The sequence below is a fragment of the Streptomyces sp. 2P-4 genome (assembly GCF_030167965.1).
In the GTDB taxonomy this organism is placed as follows: domain Bacteria; phylum Actinomycetota; class Actinomycetes; order Streptomycetales; family Streptomycetaceae; genus Streptomyces; species Streptomyces globosus_A.
In genome coordinates this window covers 421,615-437,897 of sequence record NZ_CP095011.1, presented here as the reverse complement: position 1 = coordinate 437,897, position 16,283 = coordinate 421,615, and the positions used below count along the sequence as shown (strand labels likewise).

Genomic DNA, 16,283 nt, shown 5'->3' with positions numbered 1-16,283 from the left:
CGAGGAGACCACACGTGGCCCAACGCAACACACGACGATCCTTACGCGCGGCACTGGCCGCCCTCACCGCAGCACTGCTCCTGCCCCTGGGCGCCGGAGCCGCCGCAGCCGCACCGGAACCCGCGCCGTCCCCGGGCGCGGCCGAGCGCAAGATCGAGCCCAAGCTCCGCGCCCAGCTCGGCGACTCCGCCAAAGCGGTCTTCTGGGTCTACCTGGACAGTGCGGCCGACCTGACGGCGGCCGCGCGCCAGACCACCCGGACCGCCAAAGCGGAAACGGTTCTGCGCACCAAGCGCGACCACGCCGCCCGCACCCAGGCCGAGGTCCGCAAGGCCCTGGACAACGCCAAGGCGGAGTACACCTCCTTCTGGATCGTCAACGCGGTCCGCGTCGTCGGCACCGAGAAGCTCGCAGGCACGCTCGCCCGGCGCCCCGAGGTGTCCCGGATCGACGCCGACGACCGGATCACCCTGCCCAGCCCCGCCGAGGGCAAGCGGGAGAAGGCCGCGGCCGACGCCGTCGAGTGGAACATCGACCGCGTCAAGGCCCCGCAGGTGTGGGAGCAGCTCGGCGTGCGCGGCGAGGGCATCGTAGTCGCCAACATCGACAGCGGCGTCGACCACACCCACCCGGCCGTCGCCGGCCAGTACCGCGGCAGGAGCGCGGACGGCAGCCTCGACCACCAGTACAACTGGTTCGACCCCGCCGGCGTCTGCCCCACGGCCGCGCCCTGCGACAACAACGACCACGGCACCCACACCATGGGCACGATGGTCGGCGACGACGGCGGCGCCAACAAGATCGGCGTCGCCCCGGGCGCCAGGTGGATCGCCGCCAAGGGCTGCGAGACCAACTCCTGCTCCGAGGCCTCGCTGCTCGCGGCCGGACAGTGGATCGTCGCCCCGACCGACCTGAACGGCCAGAACCCGCGGCCCGATCTCGCCCCGCACGTCGTCAACAACTCCTGGGGCAGCGCGGCCCACGACGACTGGTACCGGCAGGTCGTCGACACCTGGCGGGCCGCCGGCATCTTCCCGGCCTTCTCCAACGGCAACGCCGGACCCGGCTGCTCCACCAGCGGCTCCCCCGGCGACTACGCCGCCTCCTACAGCTCCGGCGCCTTCGACGTCAACGGCACCATCGCCTCCTTCTCCTCCCGCGGCGCGGGCCCCGGCGGCATCGTCAAGCCCAACATCGCCGCCCCTGGCGTGAACGTCCGCTCCTCCGTGCCCGGCGGCGCCTACGAGGCCTTCTCCGGCACCTCGATGGCCTCGCCGCACACCGCGGCCACCGTCGCCCTGCTCTGGTCCGCCGCCCCCGCCCTCGAAGGCGACATCGCCCAGACGGAGCAGCTCCTCGGCACCACCGCCCAGGACACCGACAACGGCCAGTGCGGCGGGACCGCCGCCAACAACAACGTCTTCGGCGAGGGCAAGCTCGACGCGCTCGCCGCCGTCTCCAACGCCCCCCGGGGCCCGACCGGCGCCCTCGGCGGAACCGTGACATCCGGCGGAGCCCCCGTCGCCGGCGCCAAGGTCACCGCCGCCGGACCGATCAGCCGTACGACGACCACCGCCGCCGACGGCACCTACGCCTTCCGCTCCCTCTCCGTCGGCACGTACACCCTGACCGCGGCCAAGTTCGGCTACGGCCAGGAGACGGCGACCGCGACCGTCACCGAGAACACCACCGCCACCGGCGACCTCACCCTCACCCAGGCCCCCTCCGGCAGGCTCACCGGCACCGTCACCGCGCCGTCCGGGCCCGCCGCAGGCGCCACCGTCACCATCGCGGACACGCCCGTCACCGCGACCGCCGACGACCGGGGCCGCTTCGAGGTCACCCTGCCGCACGGCACCTACGACCTGCGGGCGACCCACTCCTCCCGCTGTGTGAGCCCCGGCACCGCCCGCGCCACCGTCGCCGGCGACACCGCGGTCGAGGTCGCCCTGCCCGAGCGCACCGACGCCTACGGCTACGCCTGCGCCGCCTCCACCGGCACAGACCACCCCGCCGGGGACCGGCAGCTCGCCCTGACCGGCGACAACACCACCGAGCGCGTCGACCTGCCCTTCCCGCTGCCGCTGTACGGCAAGACGTACGGCCAGGCCTGGATCGGCACCAACGGCACCGTCAGCTTCGGCGGCGCCCACACCGGCGACATCAACGGCGACCTGCCGAGCACCGCCACCCCCAACGCCGCCCTCTACCCGTTCTGGGACGACCTCGTCGTCGGCGCGGCCGGCAGCGGATCCGGCGTCTTCACCGCCGTCAGGGGCACCGCCCCGCACCGGCAGTTCACCATCGAGTGGCGCAACGTCTCCCACTGGTCGGCGCAGGCGGACAGGTTCTCCTTCTCCGCGACCGTCGGCGAGGACGGAACCGTCACCTACTCCTACCGCGGCACCGGCGGCACCGGCATCAAGGGCGGCTCCACGGCCACGGTCGGGGTGGAGAACGCCACGGGCACCGACGCCTTCGCCTACTCCTTCAACACGCCCGTCATCGGCGACGGCCTGACCATCTCCTTCCGCACCACCAAGAGCGGCGTCGTCACCGGCCGCGTCCTCGACGCCAACGACGGCAACGGCGTCGCCGGCGCCACCGTCACCGTCGGCACCGGCGACGCCGCCGTCTCGGCGACGACCGCCCCGGACGGCGGCTACGTCGTCCAGAGCCCGTCCGGCACCCGGGCCGTCTCCATCACCGCGCCCGCCTACGAGGCGGCCGCCGCCACGGTCGACGTCAAGGCCGCCGGCGTCACCCCGGTCACGCAGTCGCTGCGCACCGGCCGCGTCACCGCCGCCAGGCCCGCGGTGGAGGTCGTCCTCCCGGCCGACCAGAAGCGGACCCGCACCCTCGACCTCACCAACCCGGGCCTCGGGACGGACTTCACGGTGGCCGAGGACGCGCCCTGGCTGACGGCCACCCCGTCGGCCGGCACCCTGCCCACGGGCGGCCGGGCCACGGTCTCCCTGGCCGTGGACAGCGCCGGCCTGGCCGCCGGCACCGTCCTCACCGCCGACCTGAAGATCACCTCGGTGAGCGGGCGCAGCCCCGTCCTGACGGTCCCCGTCAAGGTCGTCGTCCCGCGCTACCAGACCGCCCTGGACACGGGCTCCGGCTACGCCTCCACCGACGCCCTCGGCGACAGCTGGTCCCCGGACCGCAAGTACACCGCCGGCTCGTACGGCTACCAGGGCAGCTCGGCGGTGCGCAGCACCGGCCGCACCATCGCCGGCACGGACGACCAGCGGATGTTCCGCAACGCCCGCGAGGGAATGTACGAGTACCGCTTCGACAACGTGCCCAACGGCACGTACACGGTGGAGCTCGGCTTCGCAGAGCTGTCCTCCGCCAAGCCGGACCGGCGCGTCTTCGACGTCCTCGTCGAGGGCAGGGAGGTGCTGCCCTCCCTGGACATCGCGCTGGAGGCGGGCAACTACACCGCCCTGACGCGGAGCTACACGGTGACCGTCACGGACGGCGTGCTGAACGTCCGCTTCGTGACCCACTCCGGCTTCGGCAAGCCGCTGGTGAACACGCTGAGGGTGACGGACCGCCCCGACCAGGCACCGCAGGCCGGCCGGGCCCGGTGACGGTCGGCACACCCGCCGCACCGGAAGCACCCGCCTGACCGGAACCCCGTGTCCGGTGAGGTGACACACCCCGGGGCGGGGCGCCGCACGGCGCCCCGCCCTCCGCATCCCGCAGGGGCATTCGGGTGGCCGCCGGGCACCGCGCAGCGGCGCGGCCGGGCGGCCGGTCAGCCGGTCGTTAGCGTGGGGCACCATGACGCTCCAGAGCGACGCCGCCGAGCGGCCCGGGGACCCGCCGGGGCGGCCGGCACCGGCCCCCGCGGAACCGGATGCCCCGCCCCCGCACGAGGCGGACGTCCTGGCCGCACGGGTGCGGCAGGCACTGCACCGGGCCGGCGCCGTGCGGGCCGCCTGGGCGGCCGGCGGCCCGCACGGCGCCCTCGCCGGCTCCGCCCCGCCCCGCCGGCCCGCGGACGCCGCCGCCCCGCCGGCCGCGCCGCCCGAGGAGGCCCCGTACGACGCAGGCGGCCTGGCCGGCGTCCTCGCCCTCTGGCCCGTCCTCGGCAGCCTCGTCGCCGGCGAGGCGCTGGGGCTGCACACCCCGCTCCGCGCCTACGGGGACCGCGCCGCGGCCGGACTCCCCCCGGGCACCACCGCCCACCAGCTCCTCACCCGCCGGAACCCCGCCCACGACGGCGCTGCCGACGCCGCCCTCACCCGCCTCGCCGAACACCTCGGCGGCGCCCCGCTCGGAGAGCTCGCCGCCACCCTGGTTTGGCAGCCCCTCGGCATGACCCGCACGAGCCTCGCCGACGGCTCCCTGCCCACCACCCCCGCCGACCTCGCCCGCTTCCTCACCCACCTCGTCTCCTCCTCCGACACCCCCGTCGCCCGCTCCTGGACCGACGGCTCCCTGCGCATCCGCACAGGCGAACTCACCCCCGCCCGCGGCCTGCTGTGGCACCCGGCACCGCACGGCACCTGGTCGTACGGGGACGCCTCCGCGGTCTGGGTCTGCCCGCGCCGCCGGCGCTGGGCCGTGCTGCTGCCCGCCGACGGGGACGGCCGGCCGCGCGCCGCGTTCCGCGCGGCGGTGTTCGCGCCGCCGCCCGCCCCCTGACCCGCACCGCCCCCCGCCACGGCGGCGTGTCGCCCGGACGGCTGCCGCCCGCACCGGTACCGGGAACGGCCCCGCTTCCGCCCCGCACCGCCCTGCACCGCGACCGGGGCCGCCGTACGGGCGTGCGCTCGGAGCGCGCCCCCTCCAAGATCGACGTACGGTGAGCCCCATGTCACCCACCGCTGGTTCCCCACCGCGCGGAGGCACCCCCTGCGCACCGTTCCCGAACCCGCCCCGCGCGGGCCACAGGGCCCGCAGGGGACAGGGCCGCCGCCGCGGCGGCCGGCGGGCCGACCCGGGGGAGGCGGTGCGGCCGTGACCGGTCCCGGAACGACCCGAGGGGCCGTCGCCCGCGGGCAGCGCGGGCCGTCGCCGCGGGCCGGGCGGGCCGAGTCCGTCCGGTTCGCCGCCACCCGCGCGCTCCCCTTCTTCGTCCGCAGCGTTCCCGGCACCCGCCCCGCCTTCCCGGCGGAGGTGCTGCGGGAGCTGCGCGACCGCCACGGCGGCGCGCCCGTCCTGGTCCACGACATCTCCGGGCCCGTCCTCGTCCTGCTGGACCGCCGCGAGATGCAGCAGTTCTACGACCTCCCCGGCGCCGGGGCGCCCGGCGGGGCGGCCCCCGCGCTGCCGCCCGCGGAGGGGCTGCGGACCGTACTGGCCGAAGAAGCACGCCCGCTGGCCTCCGCCACCACCCTCGAACTCGTCCGCCTCCGGCAGGCCGTCGCCAGGGCCGCCCGGAGGCTCGCCCCCGCCGCCGGGCCCTCGGGCGGGGCCGCCCCGCCCGAGGGCCCGGCCGGAGCCGCCGCCCGGCTCGGCCGGCTGCTGCACCGCCGAGGGCAGCACGAGCCCGACCCCGCCGGCGACCGCCCGGACCGCCACCCGCATCCCGGCCCCGGATGCCCCGCGCACCCCTGGGCGCCCGTCCTCGACAGCGTCCCCGCGACCGTGCTGCGCACCCTGCTCCTGCTCGGCGCCCACCCCGCCGAGCAGGCGGCCGCCGCCGAGGCCGCCGCCCGCACGGACCCGCCAGCACTGGCCCGGCTCCAGGCCTGCGTACGGGAGGCGCTTCGCCTCTACCCGGCCGTGCCCGACCTCGTCCGCACCACCCGCACCGAGACCGTGTGGCGGGGCGTGCACCACCCGGCCGGGACCCGCGTCCTGCTCCCCGCCCACTTCCACCAGCGCGACCCGGTACAGGTCCCCGCCGCCCACGTCTTCGTCCCCGGAAGGTGGAAGACGCCCGGGGCGGAGGAGGACCTCCGGATGGCCCCCTTCGGCCACGGACCCGGCCGCTGCCCCGGCGACCGCCTGGGCCTGCTGATCACCACCGCACTGTGCGCCGAGGTACTGCGCCGCAGCCGCATCACCGGCATCCGGCCGGTGCTCGACCCGCACGGGCCGCTGCCCGCAGTCCTCGACCCGCGCGGCATCCGGCTCACCCTCATCGGTCGCTGACACACCGCCGGCGACGCCCTTCCCGCCACCGACTTCCCCGCGAGGATCCCATGTCCGACGCCGTGAACTCCTCCGCGTCCACCGCACCGGACGCCGAGCTGCTGGGCGCCGTGTGCCGCGAACTCGCCGAGGCCGCCGACGCCGTCGCCGAGGCCGCCCGCTTCGCCACCGAACTCGCCCTGCGGCCACGCCTCCCCGCCCACCGGCCCGGCCGGCCCCGCACCGACGGCGCCGGCCCCCGCAGGCCCGGCGGGCACCGCCGGAGCAGGCGCGCCCGCCGCGCCCTGCTGCGCACCCTCACCGACCCCGCCGGCCTGGGCTGGGCCCCGCGCGGCCGCGGCGTCGCCCGGGCCGGCTGGCTCGCGGGCGTCCTCACCGGCCGGGAGAGCCTCGCCGTGAGCCTCGCGGTCTGCGGGCTGAAAGCCCGCATCCGGGCCGCCGGACTGGACCGCGCCGGGCTGCTCGCCGACCCGGACGGGGCGGCCATCCTGCGCGCCGTGGACGAGGACCGGCAGGCGGCTGCCGTGCGCGGATTCCGCCGCGTCATGCGGGAGCAGGGCGCGGAACGGGCATTCGCCCTGCTGACGCCCTCGTTCGCCGACCTGTTCGCCTGGCACGCGCTGACGGACGCGAACCCGTTCAACGACCACGCCGGCTGGCAGGTCGCGACCGGGCGTGCGGTGACCGCCGAACCGCTCCAGGGGCTCGGGGCGGCCGTACGCGCCTTCTTCGACCGGGACGGCGGGCGCGGGCACGGCCGCCGGCGGGGGAGGGCGCGGCGCCGCCGCACACCGGCCGGGGCCGCCGCCGCGGCACCGAGGCCGGACCACCGCGGGTGCGTGCACACCCTCGGCCTCATCGGCACGGGCGGCCTTCTCCTCGTCCAGCCCTGGCGGGCCCGGTGACGGCCGCGGCCCGGCTCCGGGCGGCCGCACCGGACCCCGCCGACGGCCTGCGCGCCCACTGCGAGGCGCTGCGCTTGCACGCGGACCGGCTGCGGGCCGCCGCCGGGGAGCTCGAACAGCAGGGGCCTCCCGCGGCGCCGTTCCGCGCCGAGGTCGCGGCCCTCGCCGAGCGCTGCTCGACCGCGGCGGACGGGCTGGCACTGGCCGCGGCCCGGCTCCGGGAGCGCTGACGGCGCGGCCGGTGCGGCAGGGCCGGGGCCCCGCCGGGCGTCAGGACCGGCGCGGGCCCTCCTCCATCCCCGCGAGCACCGCCAGAGCACGGGTCGCGGTCTCCTCCGGGGTGCCGGAGACGTCGACGACGACACCGGGCTCGTCCGGACCGAGCGGCTCCAGCGCCGCGAACTGCGAATCCAGCAGGGCGGCGGGCATGAAGTGCCCGCTGCGCGCCGCCATCCGGCCCCCGATCAGCCGGCGGTCGCCGGCGAGGTGCACGAAGACGGCACCGGGCTCGGCCGCGCGCAGCCGGTCGCGGTAGGCGCGCCTGAGCGCCGAGCAGGACACCACGGCGCCGGTGCCGGGGGGCCGCTCGCGCAGCCGGGCGGCGATGGCGTCGAGCCAGGGACGGCGGTCGCCGTCGTCCAGGGGGATCCCGGCGGACATCTTCGCGACGTTCGCCGGCGGGTGGTGGTCGTCGCCCTCCTCGAACGGGACGCCGAGCGCCTCCGCGAGGAGCCGCCCCACGGTCGACTTCCCGGTCCCGGCCACGCCCATCACGACCACCACGCGCCCGCCGCCCGCCGGGCTCCTCGCGCCGTCCGCCGCCACCGGTCCACCCCCGCCGTCCTCGCCGCCCGGCCGCCCCCGCCGCCCTCGCGGCGCGGTCAAGCCCGTTTCCCCGTACGTTACGGCGCCCCGGACGCGACCTGCGGCGCCGCGGGTCAGGCGGTCACTGCCGGGCGGCGGCGGTGCGCGGGGTGGTCTGCTGGACGGACCAGCGGTTGCCGTCCGGGTCGGTGAAGTAGACGAACGAGCCCCAGGGCAGGTCCTCGATCCCGGTCGTCTCCACTCCCCGTCCCCTGAGGTCGGCGTGGGCCTCCTCGATGTCCTTGACGACCACTTGCAGGTTGTCGAGCGACCCCGGGGCCATTCGGGTGAGGCCCCGCCCCACCGCGATCGAGCAGGCAGAGCCGGGCGGGGTCAGCTGCACGAACCGGATGTCGTCGCTGACCGTGACGTCGTGGTCGGCGTGGAAGCCGACCTGCTCGTAGAAGGCCTTCGCCCGGTCGACGTCGGTGACGGGTACGGCGACCAGTTCCAGCTTGATGTCCATCGCTCGCTCCATGCGTGGGGATCGGGGTCCTTGCGGCATCATGCGCCCCCGGCCGGTGCGCCGCCGCTCGGCGGCCCGCCGGCCGGGCGTCTCGCAGCAGTGCCGGCGGTCAGACCGCGGCCGGGGCGTCCTCGCCCGCCGCGAACTGGGTCCGGTACAGCTCCGCGTAGCGGCCGCCTTCGGCGAGCAGTTCGGTGTGCGTGCCGCGCTCCGTGATCCGGCCGTCCTCGACGACCAGGATCAGGTCCGCCGCCTGCACCGTCGAGAGCCGGTGCGCGATGACGACGGCGGTCCGCCCGGACAGCGCCTCGGCGAGGGCGTCCTGCACGGCGGCCTCCGAGGTGGAGTCCAGGTGCGCGGTGGCCTCGTCGAGGATGACCACCCGCTGCCGGGCCAGCAGGAGGCGGGCGATCGTCAGCCGCTGCCGCTCACCGCCCGACAGCCGGTACCCGCGCTCCCCGACGATCGTGTCCAGGCCGTCCGGGAGCGCCGCGACCAGGTCGTCGAGCCGGGAGCGGCGCAGGGCCTCCCACACCTCCTCCTCGGTCGCGTCCGGCCGGGCCAGCAGCAGGTTCGACCGGACGGACTCGTGGAAGAGGTGGCCGTCCTGCGTCACCATGCCGACCGTGTCGCGGATCGACTCGGCCGTCAGGTCCCGGACGTCGGTGCCGCCGATGCGGACGGACCCCTCGTCGGCGTCGTACAGCCGCGGCAGGAGCTGGGCGATGGTCGACTTGCCGGCCCCGGAGGAGCCGACGAGCGCGACCATGCGGCCGGGTTCGGCGCGGAACGACACCTCGTGCAGCACCCGGGTGCCGCCGCGGCTGTCGAGTGCCGCCACCTCCTCCAGGGAGGCCAGGGAGACCTTGTCGGCGGACGGGTAGCCGAAGGAGACCCGGTCGAACTCGACGGAGACCGGCCCGTCCGGGACCGCCACGGCGCCGGGCTTCTGCGCGATGAGCGGTTCGAGGTCGAGGATCTCGAAGACCCGCTCGAAGCTGACGAGAGCGCTCATCACCTCGACGCGCGCCCCGGCCAGCGCGGTCAGCGGGGCGTACAGCCGGGTCAGGAGCAGCGCGAGGGCGACGACGCTGCCGGCGTCGAGACTGCCGCGCAGGGCGTGGTAGCCGCCGAGCCCGTACACGAGGGCGAGGGCCAGCGCCGAGACCAGCGTGAGCGCGGTGACGAACACCGACTGGGCCGTCGCGGTGCGGATGCCGATGTCGCGGACGCGGCGGGCGCGGGCCGCGAACTCCGCGGACTCGTCGGCGGGCCGCCCGAACAGCTTGACGAGGGTGGCTCCGGGAGCGGAGAAACGCTCCGTCATCTGCGTGTTCATCGCGGCGTTGAGCGCGGCCGCCTCGCGCTGCATGGCCGCCATCCGCGTCCCCATCCGGCGCGCGGGTACCACGAACACCGGCAGCAGGAGCAGCGCCAGCAGGGTGATCCGCCAGGAGATGCCCAGCATGACGGCCAGGGCCAGCAGCAGGGTGACCACGTTGCCGACCACCCCTGAGAGGGTGTTGCTGAACGCCCGCTGCGCGCCGATCACGTCGCTGCCGAGGCGGCTGACGAGCGCGCCCGTCCGGGTCCGGGTGAAGAAGGCGACCGGCATCCGCTGCACGTGGTCGAAGACGGCGGTGCGCAGGTCGAGGATCAGGCCTTCGCCGAGCGAGGCCGAGAGCCTCCGGGCGAGCAGCCCGAGCCCGGCCTCCGCGACGGCGACGACGGCGATGAGCAGGGCGAGCCGCACCACGGTGGAAGCCTCCCGGCCGTCGACGACGGCGCTGACGACCCTGCTGGCGAGGACCGGGGACGCCACCGCCAGCAGGGCGGTCACGCTGCTGAGGGCGAGGAACAGGGCGAGCCTGCGGCGGTGCGGGCGGGCGAAGGCGGCGATGCGGCGCAGGCTCGCCCGGGAGATCCGGCGGCGCTCCTGCCGGGAGTTGACCATGCCGTGCATCGAGGTCCAGGCGGTGACTTCCATGTCCATGGTGCGAAACGCTAGGACCTCGATCCCGCTTGAGGTCAACGCCGTACGCCAACCCGCCCTGGCCCGGGCCCCGTCGGGGCTCCCAGGCCGGGGGTGTACGGAGGCGGATCCCGCCCGCTCCCCACCGTTGCCGACCTGCCCATGGTCCGCGGCGGGCGCGTGCGATAGATTCGGCCACTGCTCCGGCACCCGACACCGGTACCGACGATCCCCGACCCCCGCGAAGACAGGCTTCCCAATGAGCGACATCATCGACGGACTCGGCCGCACCAGCGCCTACGGCGCGCTCGGCATGGTCCTCCTGATCCTCGGCATCGTCCTGGTTGACGTGCTGACGCCCGGGAAGCTCCCGAAGCTGATCTGGGAGGAGCGCAACCGCAACGCGGCGATCACGCTCAGCTCTGCGCTCCTCGGCATCGGCGGCATCGTCTTCACCTCGATCTGGACGACGTACGACGACTTCGGCAAGGGCCTGATGTCCACGGCCGCGTTCGGCCTGCTCGGCCTGGTCCTGATGGCGATCGCCTTCGTCGTCCTGGACTGGGTCACCCCCGGAAAGCTCGGCGCCATAGTGGTCGACCCGCAGCCGCACCCGGCGGTGTGGGTGACGGCCTGCTGCAACCTGTCGGTCGCGGCGATCGTCGCCGCCTCCATCGCCTGACGGCCCGACGGACCGCACCGGCAGAGCGCCGCCCCCCGGCAGGGGAGCGGCGCTCTCGCACGTACGGCCCCGGCCGCCGGGCACGGGGCCCGTCAGGCCAGCCCCAGCGCGAACACACCGAAGCCCGCCGCCAGCAGCCCGGCGGCCGCCCGCCACGCCGCCGGCACCCGCGTCCAGGGCTCCTCGAACCGCCGCGCGTACCGGGCGATCCCCACCGGGGCGGGCCGGTGCTCGCAGCACCGCCGTGAACCACCCCGGCCCGCGCGGCGGCGGCCCGGAGCCCGGCCCGGAGCCCCCCGCGGCGGCGGGCCGGAGGAGGCGGTGGCGGGAGGGGCGAGGGCTGTTGCGTGGCTCGTCGTCGCGATCACTCATGATCCGACCAGCCTATGTGCCGCCGCCCGCGCCCCGCGTCCGTCACACCAGCCCCTGCGGACACGCCAGTTGACCGACAACACCACCCGTCCCGGCCCGCGGCTCGGCAGACTGAACCCCATGAAGGAATCGAACAAGGTGACGGCCTCTGTCACGCTCGGACTGCTCGCCGCGTGGGCCCTCCACGACATCGAAGAGGTCGCGGCGATGGGCCGCTGGTCCCGGGAGCACGTGCCGGTACTGCGCGAGCGCCGACCGGGCCTGCTGCCCGACCGCGTCTGGGACCGCCTCGGCTCCGTGGACGGCCGCGAGTTCGCCGCGGCGGTCGGCATGATGGCCCTCGTCGTCGGCGCGGCAGCGGTCGACGGCCACCGCACGGGCGGCCGGTCCGGCTTCTACCAGGCCTCGCTGACCGGCTTCGGCCTGCACGGCCTCGTCCACATGGGTCAGGCCGCAGCCGTCCGCGGCTACACGCCGGGTGTGGTGACCTCGCCGCTGGTCGTGGTCCCGTTCAGCCTGTGGGCCCGCGGCCGGCTGCGCCGCGCCGGCGTACTCCGGCCCACCCGGCCCCGGGACGCGCTGCAGGGCCTCGCACTCGCGGGGGCCGCCGCCGCGGGCGCGAACATCGCGGGCCGGATGCTGCTGCGCAGACTCCGCTGCACCCGCTGAGCACGGAGCACCGGTCCTCTCCCGGGATGGCCGCGGAGGCCGACGCGGGGGCACCAGAGCCCGGGCCGCGGCATTGCGCCCTGCCGCCGGGCGATCCGCGGGCCGTTGGTCGTTCCCCGGGGCGGGGGACGCTCGTTGAGGCGGCATGGAGCAGTTGCCGATCACCGCGGCGCCGGGTGTCGGGGAGCGGGCCGATACCGCGGCCGATGCCGCGTGCCACCTCTACGACGCCGTCGCACCCTGGAGCGGCTCCGGGGCCGGCGGGTGGAGCCGCACGGCGGCCGAGGACGCCGCCGAGGCCATCGAGACCACCGCGCACGCGCTGGCGCACGCCCACCCGCGCGCCGAGGTCATCCTGGCGCCCGTCCACGCCGCCCTCGCCGACCTGCGCCGGCAGCTCGCCCTGCCGCCTGCCGACCCGCTGACGGCGGGGCAGGCCCCGGCCCTGCCCCGCTCCGTCGGCAACCCGAGGCGGACGAGGTGGGTGCGGGTGGTCACCCCGACGCTGCCCCGGCAACCGCCTGTCGGTACAACGTCCTGACCTCCGCGCCGAAGTACGGGCTGTAGGAGGTGTCGGCGGTGTCCCCGCCGGTCTTCCAGCCGCCGATCACGCCCACCACGTCGCCGGTCTCGGTCCGCTTGTCGAAGCGCGCCAGGAACGGGCCGCCGCTCGTCCCGCCCGGGTAGCCGGTGCAGTCGATCCGCAGGAACGATCCGGGGATGCCCGGATCGGAGCTGGTGAACCGCGTCGTGCGGTTCACGCACAGCCGCGGGCGCGCCGCGGAGGCCGGATAGCCGATCAGCGTCACCGCCGGGTGTACGAAAGGCCCGCCCGTGACCAGCCGGCTGCCGCCGACGACGTCCTCCACCGCGAAGCCGTCCGCGTCCGGCCCGACCTGCGCGAACGCCACATCCAGCGTCGCCGCCAGGTCGGCGCCCCTGCTCCGGTAGCGCGGGTCGATCCATACCTTCGAACGGCCCCGCGCGTCGCGGAGCACCGGGAACATGCCGTACGGCTGCGGGTTCCCGGCCGTGTACCGGGGGACGAAGGCCACCTGGCGGGCGTCCGTGCCGAGCAGGCAGTGGGCGGCGCTCAGCACCAGGTTCCGGCCGGGGGAGGAGACCACGCTCGCCGTGCAGAAGTAGGCGCCGCCGTCCTTCATGACGAACATGCGGCCGACCGACGGGATCCCGTCGAAGTCCTTGCCCGTGCCCGGTTCGGCCGCTGCGGCGGCCGCGTCCGGCCCGGCCGGGTTGACGGGGGCCGCCGACGCCATGCGGTCGGCCGTCCAGAACCGTTCCGCCTCCTCGGCGGACCAGCGGCCGGTCGCGGCGGGCCGGCCGCTGCCGGCCTCGGCCACGGGCGTCGGCCCGCCGGGCAGCAGCAGGGCGGCCACCAGCGCCGCCACCGTCAGCGTTCGTCGCATGCAGGACTCCTCGGTGCTCCTCGTTCGGACGGCCTGGGGCAGGCGGAACAGCCGGCCGGGCCGCGGGTGCGCCGCACCGCCTGCCGCCGGGCGAGGTTCGGCCCGAGCACGCCGCCGCGGGGGGCGACGGGCACGCGGGAGCGGCAGGCGGAGTCCGGGCAGGCGGCGCCGGCGCGCGCCGGGCAGGCGACCGCGGCCGGGGCGATGCCCTCGTGGCGCGGCGGCAAGGGCTGGGCCTCCGGGCCGTCCGGGCCGCCCGGGAGGACCACGCGCCCGCCGAGCCCGCAGGCGGGGGCCGCGCAGCCGAGGCCGCGGGAGAGGCCGGCCGCCGGCGGGCGGCGCGCGCCGGCGGCCGCGAGGACCGCGGCGGGCGCGCTGCCGAGGAGCCGGCGTCGGTGGAGGGCCATTCCACCTTCCTGCCATCGCCCGCGCCGATCCCGGCGCAGGCGGCCCCGGGCCCGCCGAACAGCCGCCCGAACGGCCCACGCCGCGGGGCAACTCCGTACAGGCGCTAAGCGGCGGGGGAGGCCTTGCGGGCCAGGAGGAAGCCCTGCGGGCAGTCCTCGCCGGCCTCGGGCTGCCGGACGAGCCGGGCCGACTCCGCCAGCCCGGCACCGGACAGCAGTTCGGCGACCCGGTCCGGGGGCATCCGGTGGACGGTCAGGTCGACGGCATGCCCGTAGGCGCGGTCCAGGCGCACCCGGCCCTCGCCCGCCCCGAAGGCGAGCAGCAGGTGCCCGCCGGGAGCCAGGACACGGGCGAACTCCCCGAACAGGGAAGGAAGCTCCTCCGGCGGGGTGTGCAGGGTGGAGTGCCAGGCCACGGCCCCGGCGAGGGCGCCGTCCGCCACGTCCAGGGAGCCCATGGCGCCCACCTCGAACCGCAGCCCGGGGTGGCTCCGCCGGGCCACCGCCACCATGGCGGGCGAGAGGTCCACGCCGAACGCCCGTACGCCGAGCCGGTTCAGGTGCGCCGTGATCCGGCCCGGCCCGCAGCCCAGGTCCGCGACCGCCGGGCCCGCCGCGCCCCGCGGCCCTCCGGCCCGAACCGATTCGGCGAACGCCGCGAGCAGGGCCCGGTCGAGCGGTCTGCCGTCCAGGGCCGTCCCGAGCAGCCGGGCGCAGTCGACGGCGACGGCGTCGTAGGACGCCCGTACGGAGCTCAGGTACGCGGTCTCGCTCATGCTCCCGGAGACTAGCCCGCCCGGACTGCCCGCTCACCCCCCATAAGGGGGTTGTCCAGGGCCGTCCACTGGTCGCCCGGGACCTCCGGGCTCAGCCGCATCAGGGTCAGGGCCTTCGCCGGCAGCGGGTCCGCCAGCAGCGCCGCCGTGTCGTCCGTGGCGGGCAGCTCCGGTGCCGCCGCGGCCAGGGCCCGGCCGAGGGCCTCCGCCGAGCCTGCGGTCGCCGCCAGGGCGCCCGCGACGAGGGAGCCGAACAGCTTCCGGCGCAGCACCACCGGGTCGTCGGTGACCAGCCGCCCCGCGACCGGCGGCGCCGCGAGGCCGTGCCGGGCGAGCCGGGCCGGGCTGATCCGTACGTCGGCCAGGTCCCGGTAGACCAGCCGCAGCGGGTCCCCGCCGGGGGAGAGGACGACGAGCAGGTTCTGCCCGTGCGCCTCCAGGGCCACCCCCAGCTCCAGCACGCGCAGGCACACCGGCAGCGCGAGGCGCGCGAAACGGGCCTGCCAGTCCGCCGATCGGGCGAACGGGGCGAGGGCCAGTGCCGCGACCGGCACGACCTGCTCGCCGGCCGCGGCGTCCGCGTACGCCTCCGGGGGCTCGCGCAGCACCGCGGCCAGGTCCGGGCCGTGGGCGGTGGCCGCAGCGAGCGTCCGGGTGAAGTGCAGCCGCCCGTCCAGCCGGGCGGCGAGCCCCTGGGCGAACGCCGACACCGCGGCGGCCGTCTCCACCGAGTACCGGGAGATGTCCCGGACGGAGGAGGTCAGCCGGGTGCTCAGCGCGGTCTTGACGTGCGGTCCGCCGCCGACCGGGCTCAGGGTCCGCAGCGCCATCAGCGGGTGGGCCGCGGCGCCGGGCAGCGGGATACGGTCCGCCTGCTTCAGGACGTGCTCGGCCTGCCACGGGTGCACGGGCAGCAGGATCCGCCCGCCCTGGCGCAACCGGTCCGGCCACTCGCCGGTGACCAGGCATTCCGCGGCCGGCACGGACACCGCGGCGAGCTCGACCACCGGCCGGTGCTCCGGCGCGTACGCCAGCTGCTCGGCCACCGTGAAACCGGGACGGGAGCGGCAGCTGGGGTGGTACGGGTGGCCGTCGACGATCCGCTGCTCCCACTCCCAGGCAGCCGCCGGCGCCTCCTCCGGCCCATCGGGCTGGCCGGCCAGGGACAGCGCCAGCGACGCCGTACTGTCGTCCAGCTCCGCGGCGAACGCCTCGCCGTGCGGCACGCCCAGCGCCCTCACCAGCCGTCCCGCCTGCGAGAACACCGCCCCGCCGAGGCGGAGCCCGGTGACGTGCGGCGCGGTGGCGTACGGGTCCGCCGGCGGGCCCTCCAGGCGCCGTCCGTCGGCGAGCAGCACGGCCGTGCCGCCGGGGCCCCGCTCGCGGCGCGCCACCCACGGCAGCGGCTCCGAGGCCAGCGCCCGCCACAGCCGGGTCAGCACGGCGGCCCGGGCGCCGCCGAGCGCCGCCCCGTACGCGGCGACCAGCGCAGGACGCACCTCGGCCAGTTCGGCGGAGACGGCCTCCTCGGCCGGGGAGTCGGGGAGGTTCATGCTGGGGTGCGACACCCTGTTCCTCTCACGGGACGTTGTGGTGATCACGTCATCATCGCGGATACTGAAGATCACG

16 protein-coding genes are annotated in these 16,283 nt (G+C 76.7%); 8 read left to right on the top strand and 8 right to left on the bottom strand.

Annotated elements, in window-relative coordinates; genetic code table 11:
• The first annotated feature begins 14 nt into the window (after nucleotides 1-14).
• The 5 genes from MUK52_RS02005 to MUK52_RS01985 all read left to right on the top strand — a co-directional run bounded on the left by MUK52_RS02005 (nucleotide 15) and on the right by MUK52_RS01985 (nucleotide 7,249).
• Nucleotides 15-3,599 (top strand): S8 family serine peptidase, encoded by a 3,585-nt coding sequence (locus MUK52_RS02005; protein WP_246042528.1) that lies wholly within the window; start codon nucleotides 15-17, stop codon nucleotides 3,597-3,599.
• 193 nt (nucleotides 3,600-3,792) lie between these two features.
• Nucleotides 3,793-4,659 carry a serine hydrolase domain-containing protein gene (locus tag MUK52_RS02000; protein WP_284574325.1) on the top strand — a complete coding sequence of 289 codons (867 nt, stop codon included), beginning with the start codon at nucleotides 3,793-3,795 and terminating at the stop codon, nucleotides 4,657-4,659.
• Between the two features lie 315 nt (nucleotides 4,660-4,974).
• Nucleotides 4,975-6,114: a cytochrome P450 gene (locus MUK52_RS01995; protein ID WP_284574324.1), complete on the top strand. Its 1,140-nt coding sequence runs from the start codon at nucleotides 4,975-4,977 to the stop codon at nucleotides 6,112-6,114.
• Between the two features lie 50 nt (nucleotides 6,115-6,164).
• The gene (locus tag MUK52_RS01990; RefSeq protein ID WP_114055543.1) at nucleotides 6,165-7,019 is read left to right on the top strand and encodes a hypothetical protein; all 855 of its coding nucleotides are present in this window, start codon (nucleotides 6,165-6,167) and stop codon (nucleotides 7,017-7,019) included.
• Nucleotides 7,016-7,249, top strand: coding sequence for a hypothetical protein (locus tag MUK52_RS01985; protein ID WP_284574323.1), 234 nt, complete (start codon nucleotides 7,016-7,018; stop codon nucleotides 7,247-7,249). Before MUK52_RS01990 ends, MUK52_RS01985 begins: the two co-directional genes overlap by 4 nt.
• A 40-nt stretch (nucleotides 7,250-7,289) precedes the next feature.
• On the opposite strand, the gene MUK52_RS01980 is transcribed toward MUK52_RS01985, so the two are convergent.
• From MUK52_RS01980 to MUK52_RS01970, 3 genes are all read right to left on the bottom strand, one after another.
• Nucleotides 7,290-7,790: a gluconokinase gene (locus tag MUK52_RS01980; protein ID WP_284581630.1), complete on the bottom strand. Its 501-nt coding sequence runs from the start codon at nucleotides 7,788-7,790 to the stop codon at nucleotides 7,290-7,292.
• Nucleotides 7,791-7,965: 175 nt separating this feature from the next.
• Complete coding sequence (locus MUK52_RS01975) at nucleotides 7,966-8,349, bottom strand: VOC family protein (RefSeq protein WP_114055545.1); 384 nt, start codon at nucleotides 8,347-8,349, stop codon at nucleotides 7,966-7,968.
• Nucleotides 8,350-8,458: 109 nt separating this feature from the next.
• Nucleotides 8,459-10,342, bottom strand: a complete 1,884-nt coding sequence (locus tag MUK52_RS01970) for an ABC transporter ATP-binding protein (protein ID WP_114055546.1) — start codon at nucleotides 10,340-10,342, stop codon at nucleotides 8,459-8,461.
• Nucleotides 10,343-10,580: 238 nt separating this feature from the next.
• On the opposite strand from MUK52_RS01970, the gene MUK52_RS01965 reads away from it, so the two are divergent.
• Entirely contained in the window at nucleotides 10,581-11,003 is a 423-nt protein-coding gene (locus MUK52_RS01965) for a DUF350 domain-containing protein (RefSeq protein ID WP_114055547.1), read from the top strand.
• Nucleotides 11,004-11,095: 92 nt separating this feature from the next.
• Here MUK52_RS01965 and MUK52_RS01960 read toward each other — a convergent pair whose 3' ends face one another.
• The gene (locus MUK52_RS01960) at nucleotides 11,096-11,218 is read right to left on the bottom strand and encodes a hypothetical protein (RefSeq protein ID WP_284574322.1); all 123 of its coding nucleotides are present in this window, start codon (nucleotides 11,216-11,218) and stop codon (nucleotides 11,096-11,098) included.
• Nucleotides 11,219-11,495: 277 nt separating this feature from the next.
• On the opposite strand from MUK52_RS01960, the gene MUK52_RS01955 reads away from it, so the two are divergent.
• Both MUK52_RS01955 and MUK52_RS01950 read left to right on the top strand, forming a co-directional pair.
• Nucleotides 11,496-12,044 carry an HXXEE domain-containing protein gene (locus MUK52_RS01955; protein WP_284574321.1) on the top strand — a complete coding sequence of 183 codons (549 nt, stop codon included), beginning with the start codon at nucleotides 11,496-11,498 and terminating at the stop codon, nucleotides 12,042-12,044.
• Nucleotides 12,045-12,189: 145 nt separating this feature from the next.
• Nucleotides 12,190-12,585 (top strand): hypothetical protein, encoded by a 396-nt coding sequence (locus MUK52_RS01950; RefSeq protein ID WP_114055548.1) that lies wholly within the window; start codon nucleotides 12,190-12,192, stop codon nucleotides 12,583-12,585.
• On the opposite strand, the gene MUK52_RS01945 is transcribed toward MUK52_RS01950, so the two are convergent.
• The 4 genes from MUK52_RS01945 to MUK52_RS01930 all read right to left on the bottom strand — a co-directional run bounded on the left by MUK52_RS01945 (nucleotide 12,539) and on the right by MUK52_RS01930 (nucleotide 16,207).
• Nucleotides 12,539-13,471 carry a S1 family serine peptidase gene (locus MUK52_RS01945; protein WP_162793194.1) on the bottom strand — a complete coding sequence of 311 codons (933 nt, stop codon included), beginning with the start codon at nucleotides 13,469-13,471 and terminating at the stop codon, nucleotides 12,539-12,541. The genes MUK52_RS01950 and MUK52_RS01945 overlap by 47 nt on opposite strands.
• On the bottom strand, nucleotides 13,456-13,878 hold the full coding sequence (locus MUK52_RS01940) for a hypothetical protein (RefSeq protein WP_284574319.1): 423 nt from the start codon (nucleotides 13,876-13,878) through the stop codon (nucleotides 13,456-13,458). Before MUK52_RS01940 ends, MUK52_RS01945 begins: the two co-directional genes overlap by 16 nt.
• Nucleotides 13,879-13,982: 104 nt before the next feature.
• Nucleotides 13,983-14,654, bottom strand: coding sequence for a class I SAM-dependent methyltransferase (locus MUK52_RS01935; protein ID WP_114055551.1), 672 nt, complete (start codon nucleotides 14,652-14,654; stop codon nucleotides 13,983-13,985).
• Nucleotides 14,655-14,665: 11 nt separating this feature from the next.
• Nucleotides 14,666-16,207, bottom strand: a complete 1,542-nt coding sequence (locus tag MUK52_RS01930) for an IucA/IucC family protein (RefSeq protein ID WP_114055552.1) — start codon at nucleotides 16,205-16,207, stop codon at nucleotides 14,666-14,668.
• Nucleotides 16,208-16,283: the final 76 nt, after the last annotated feature.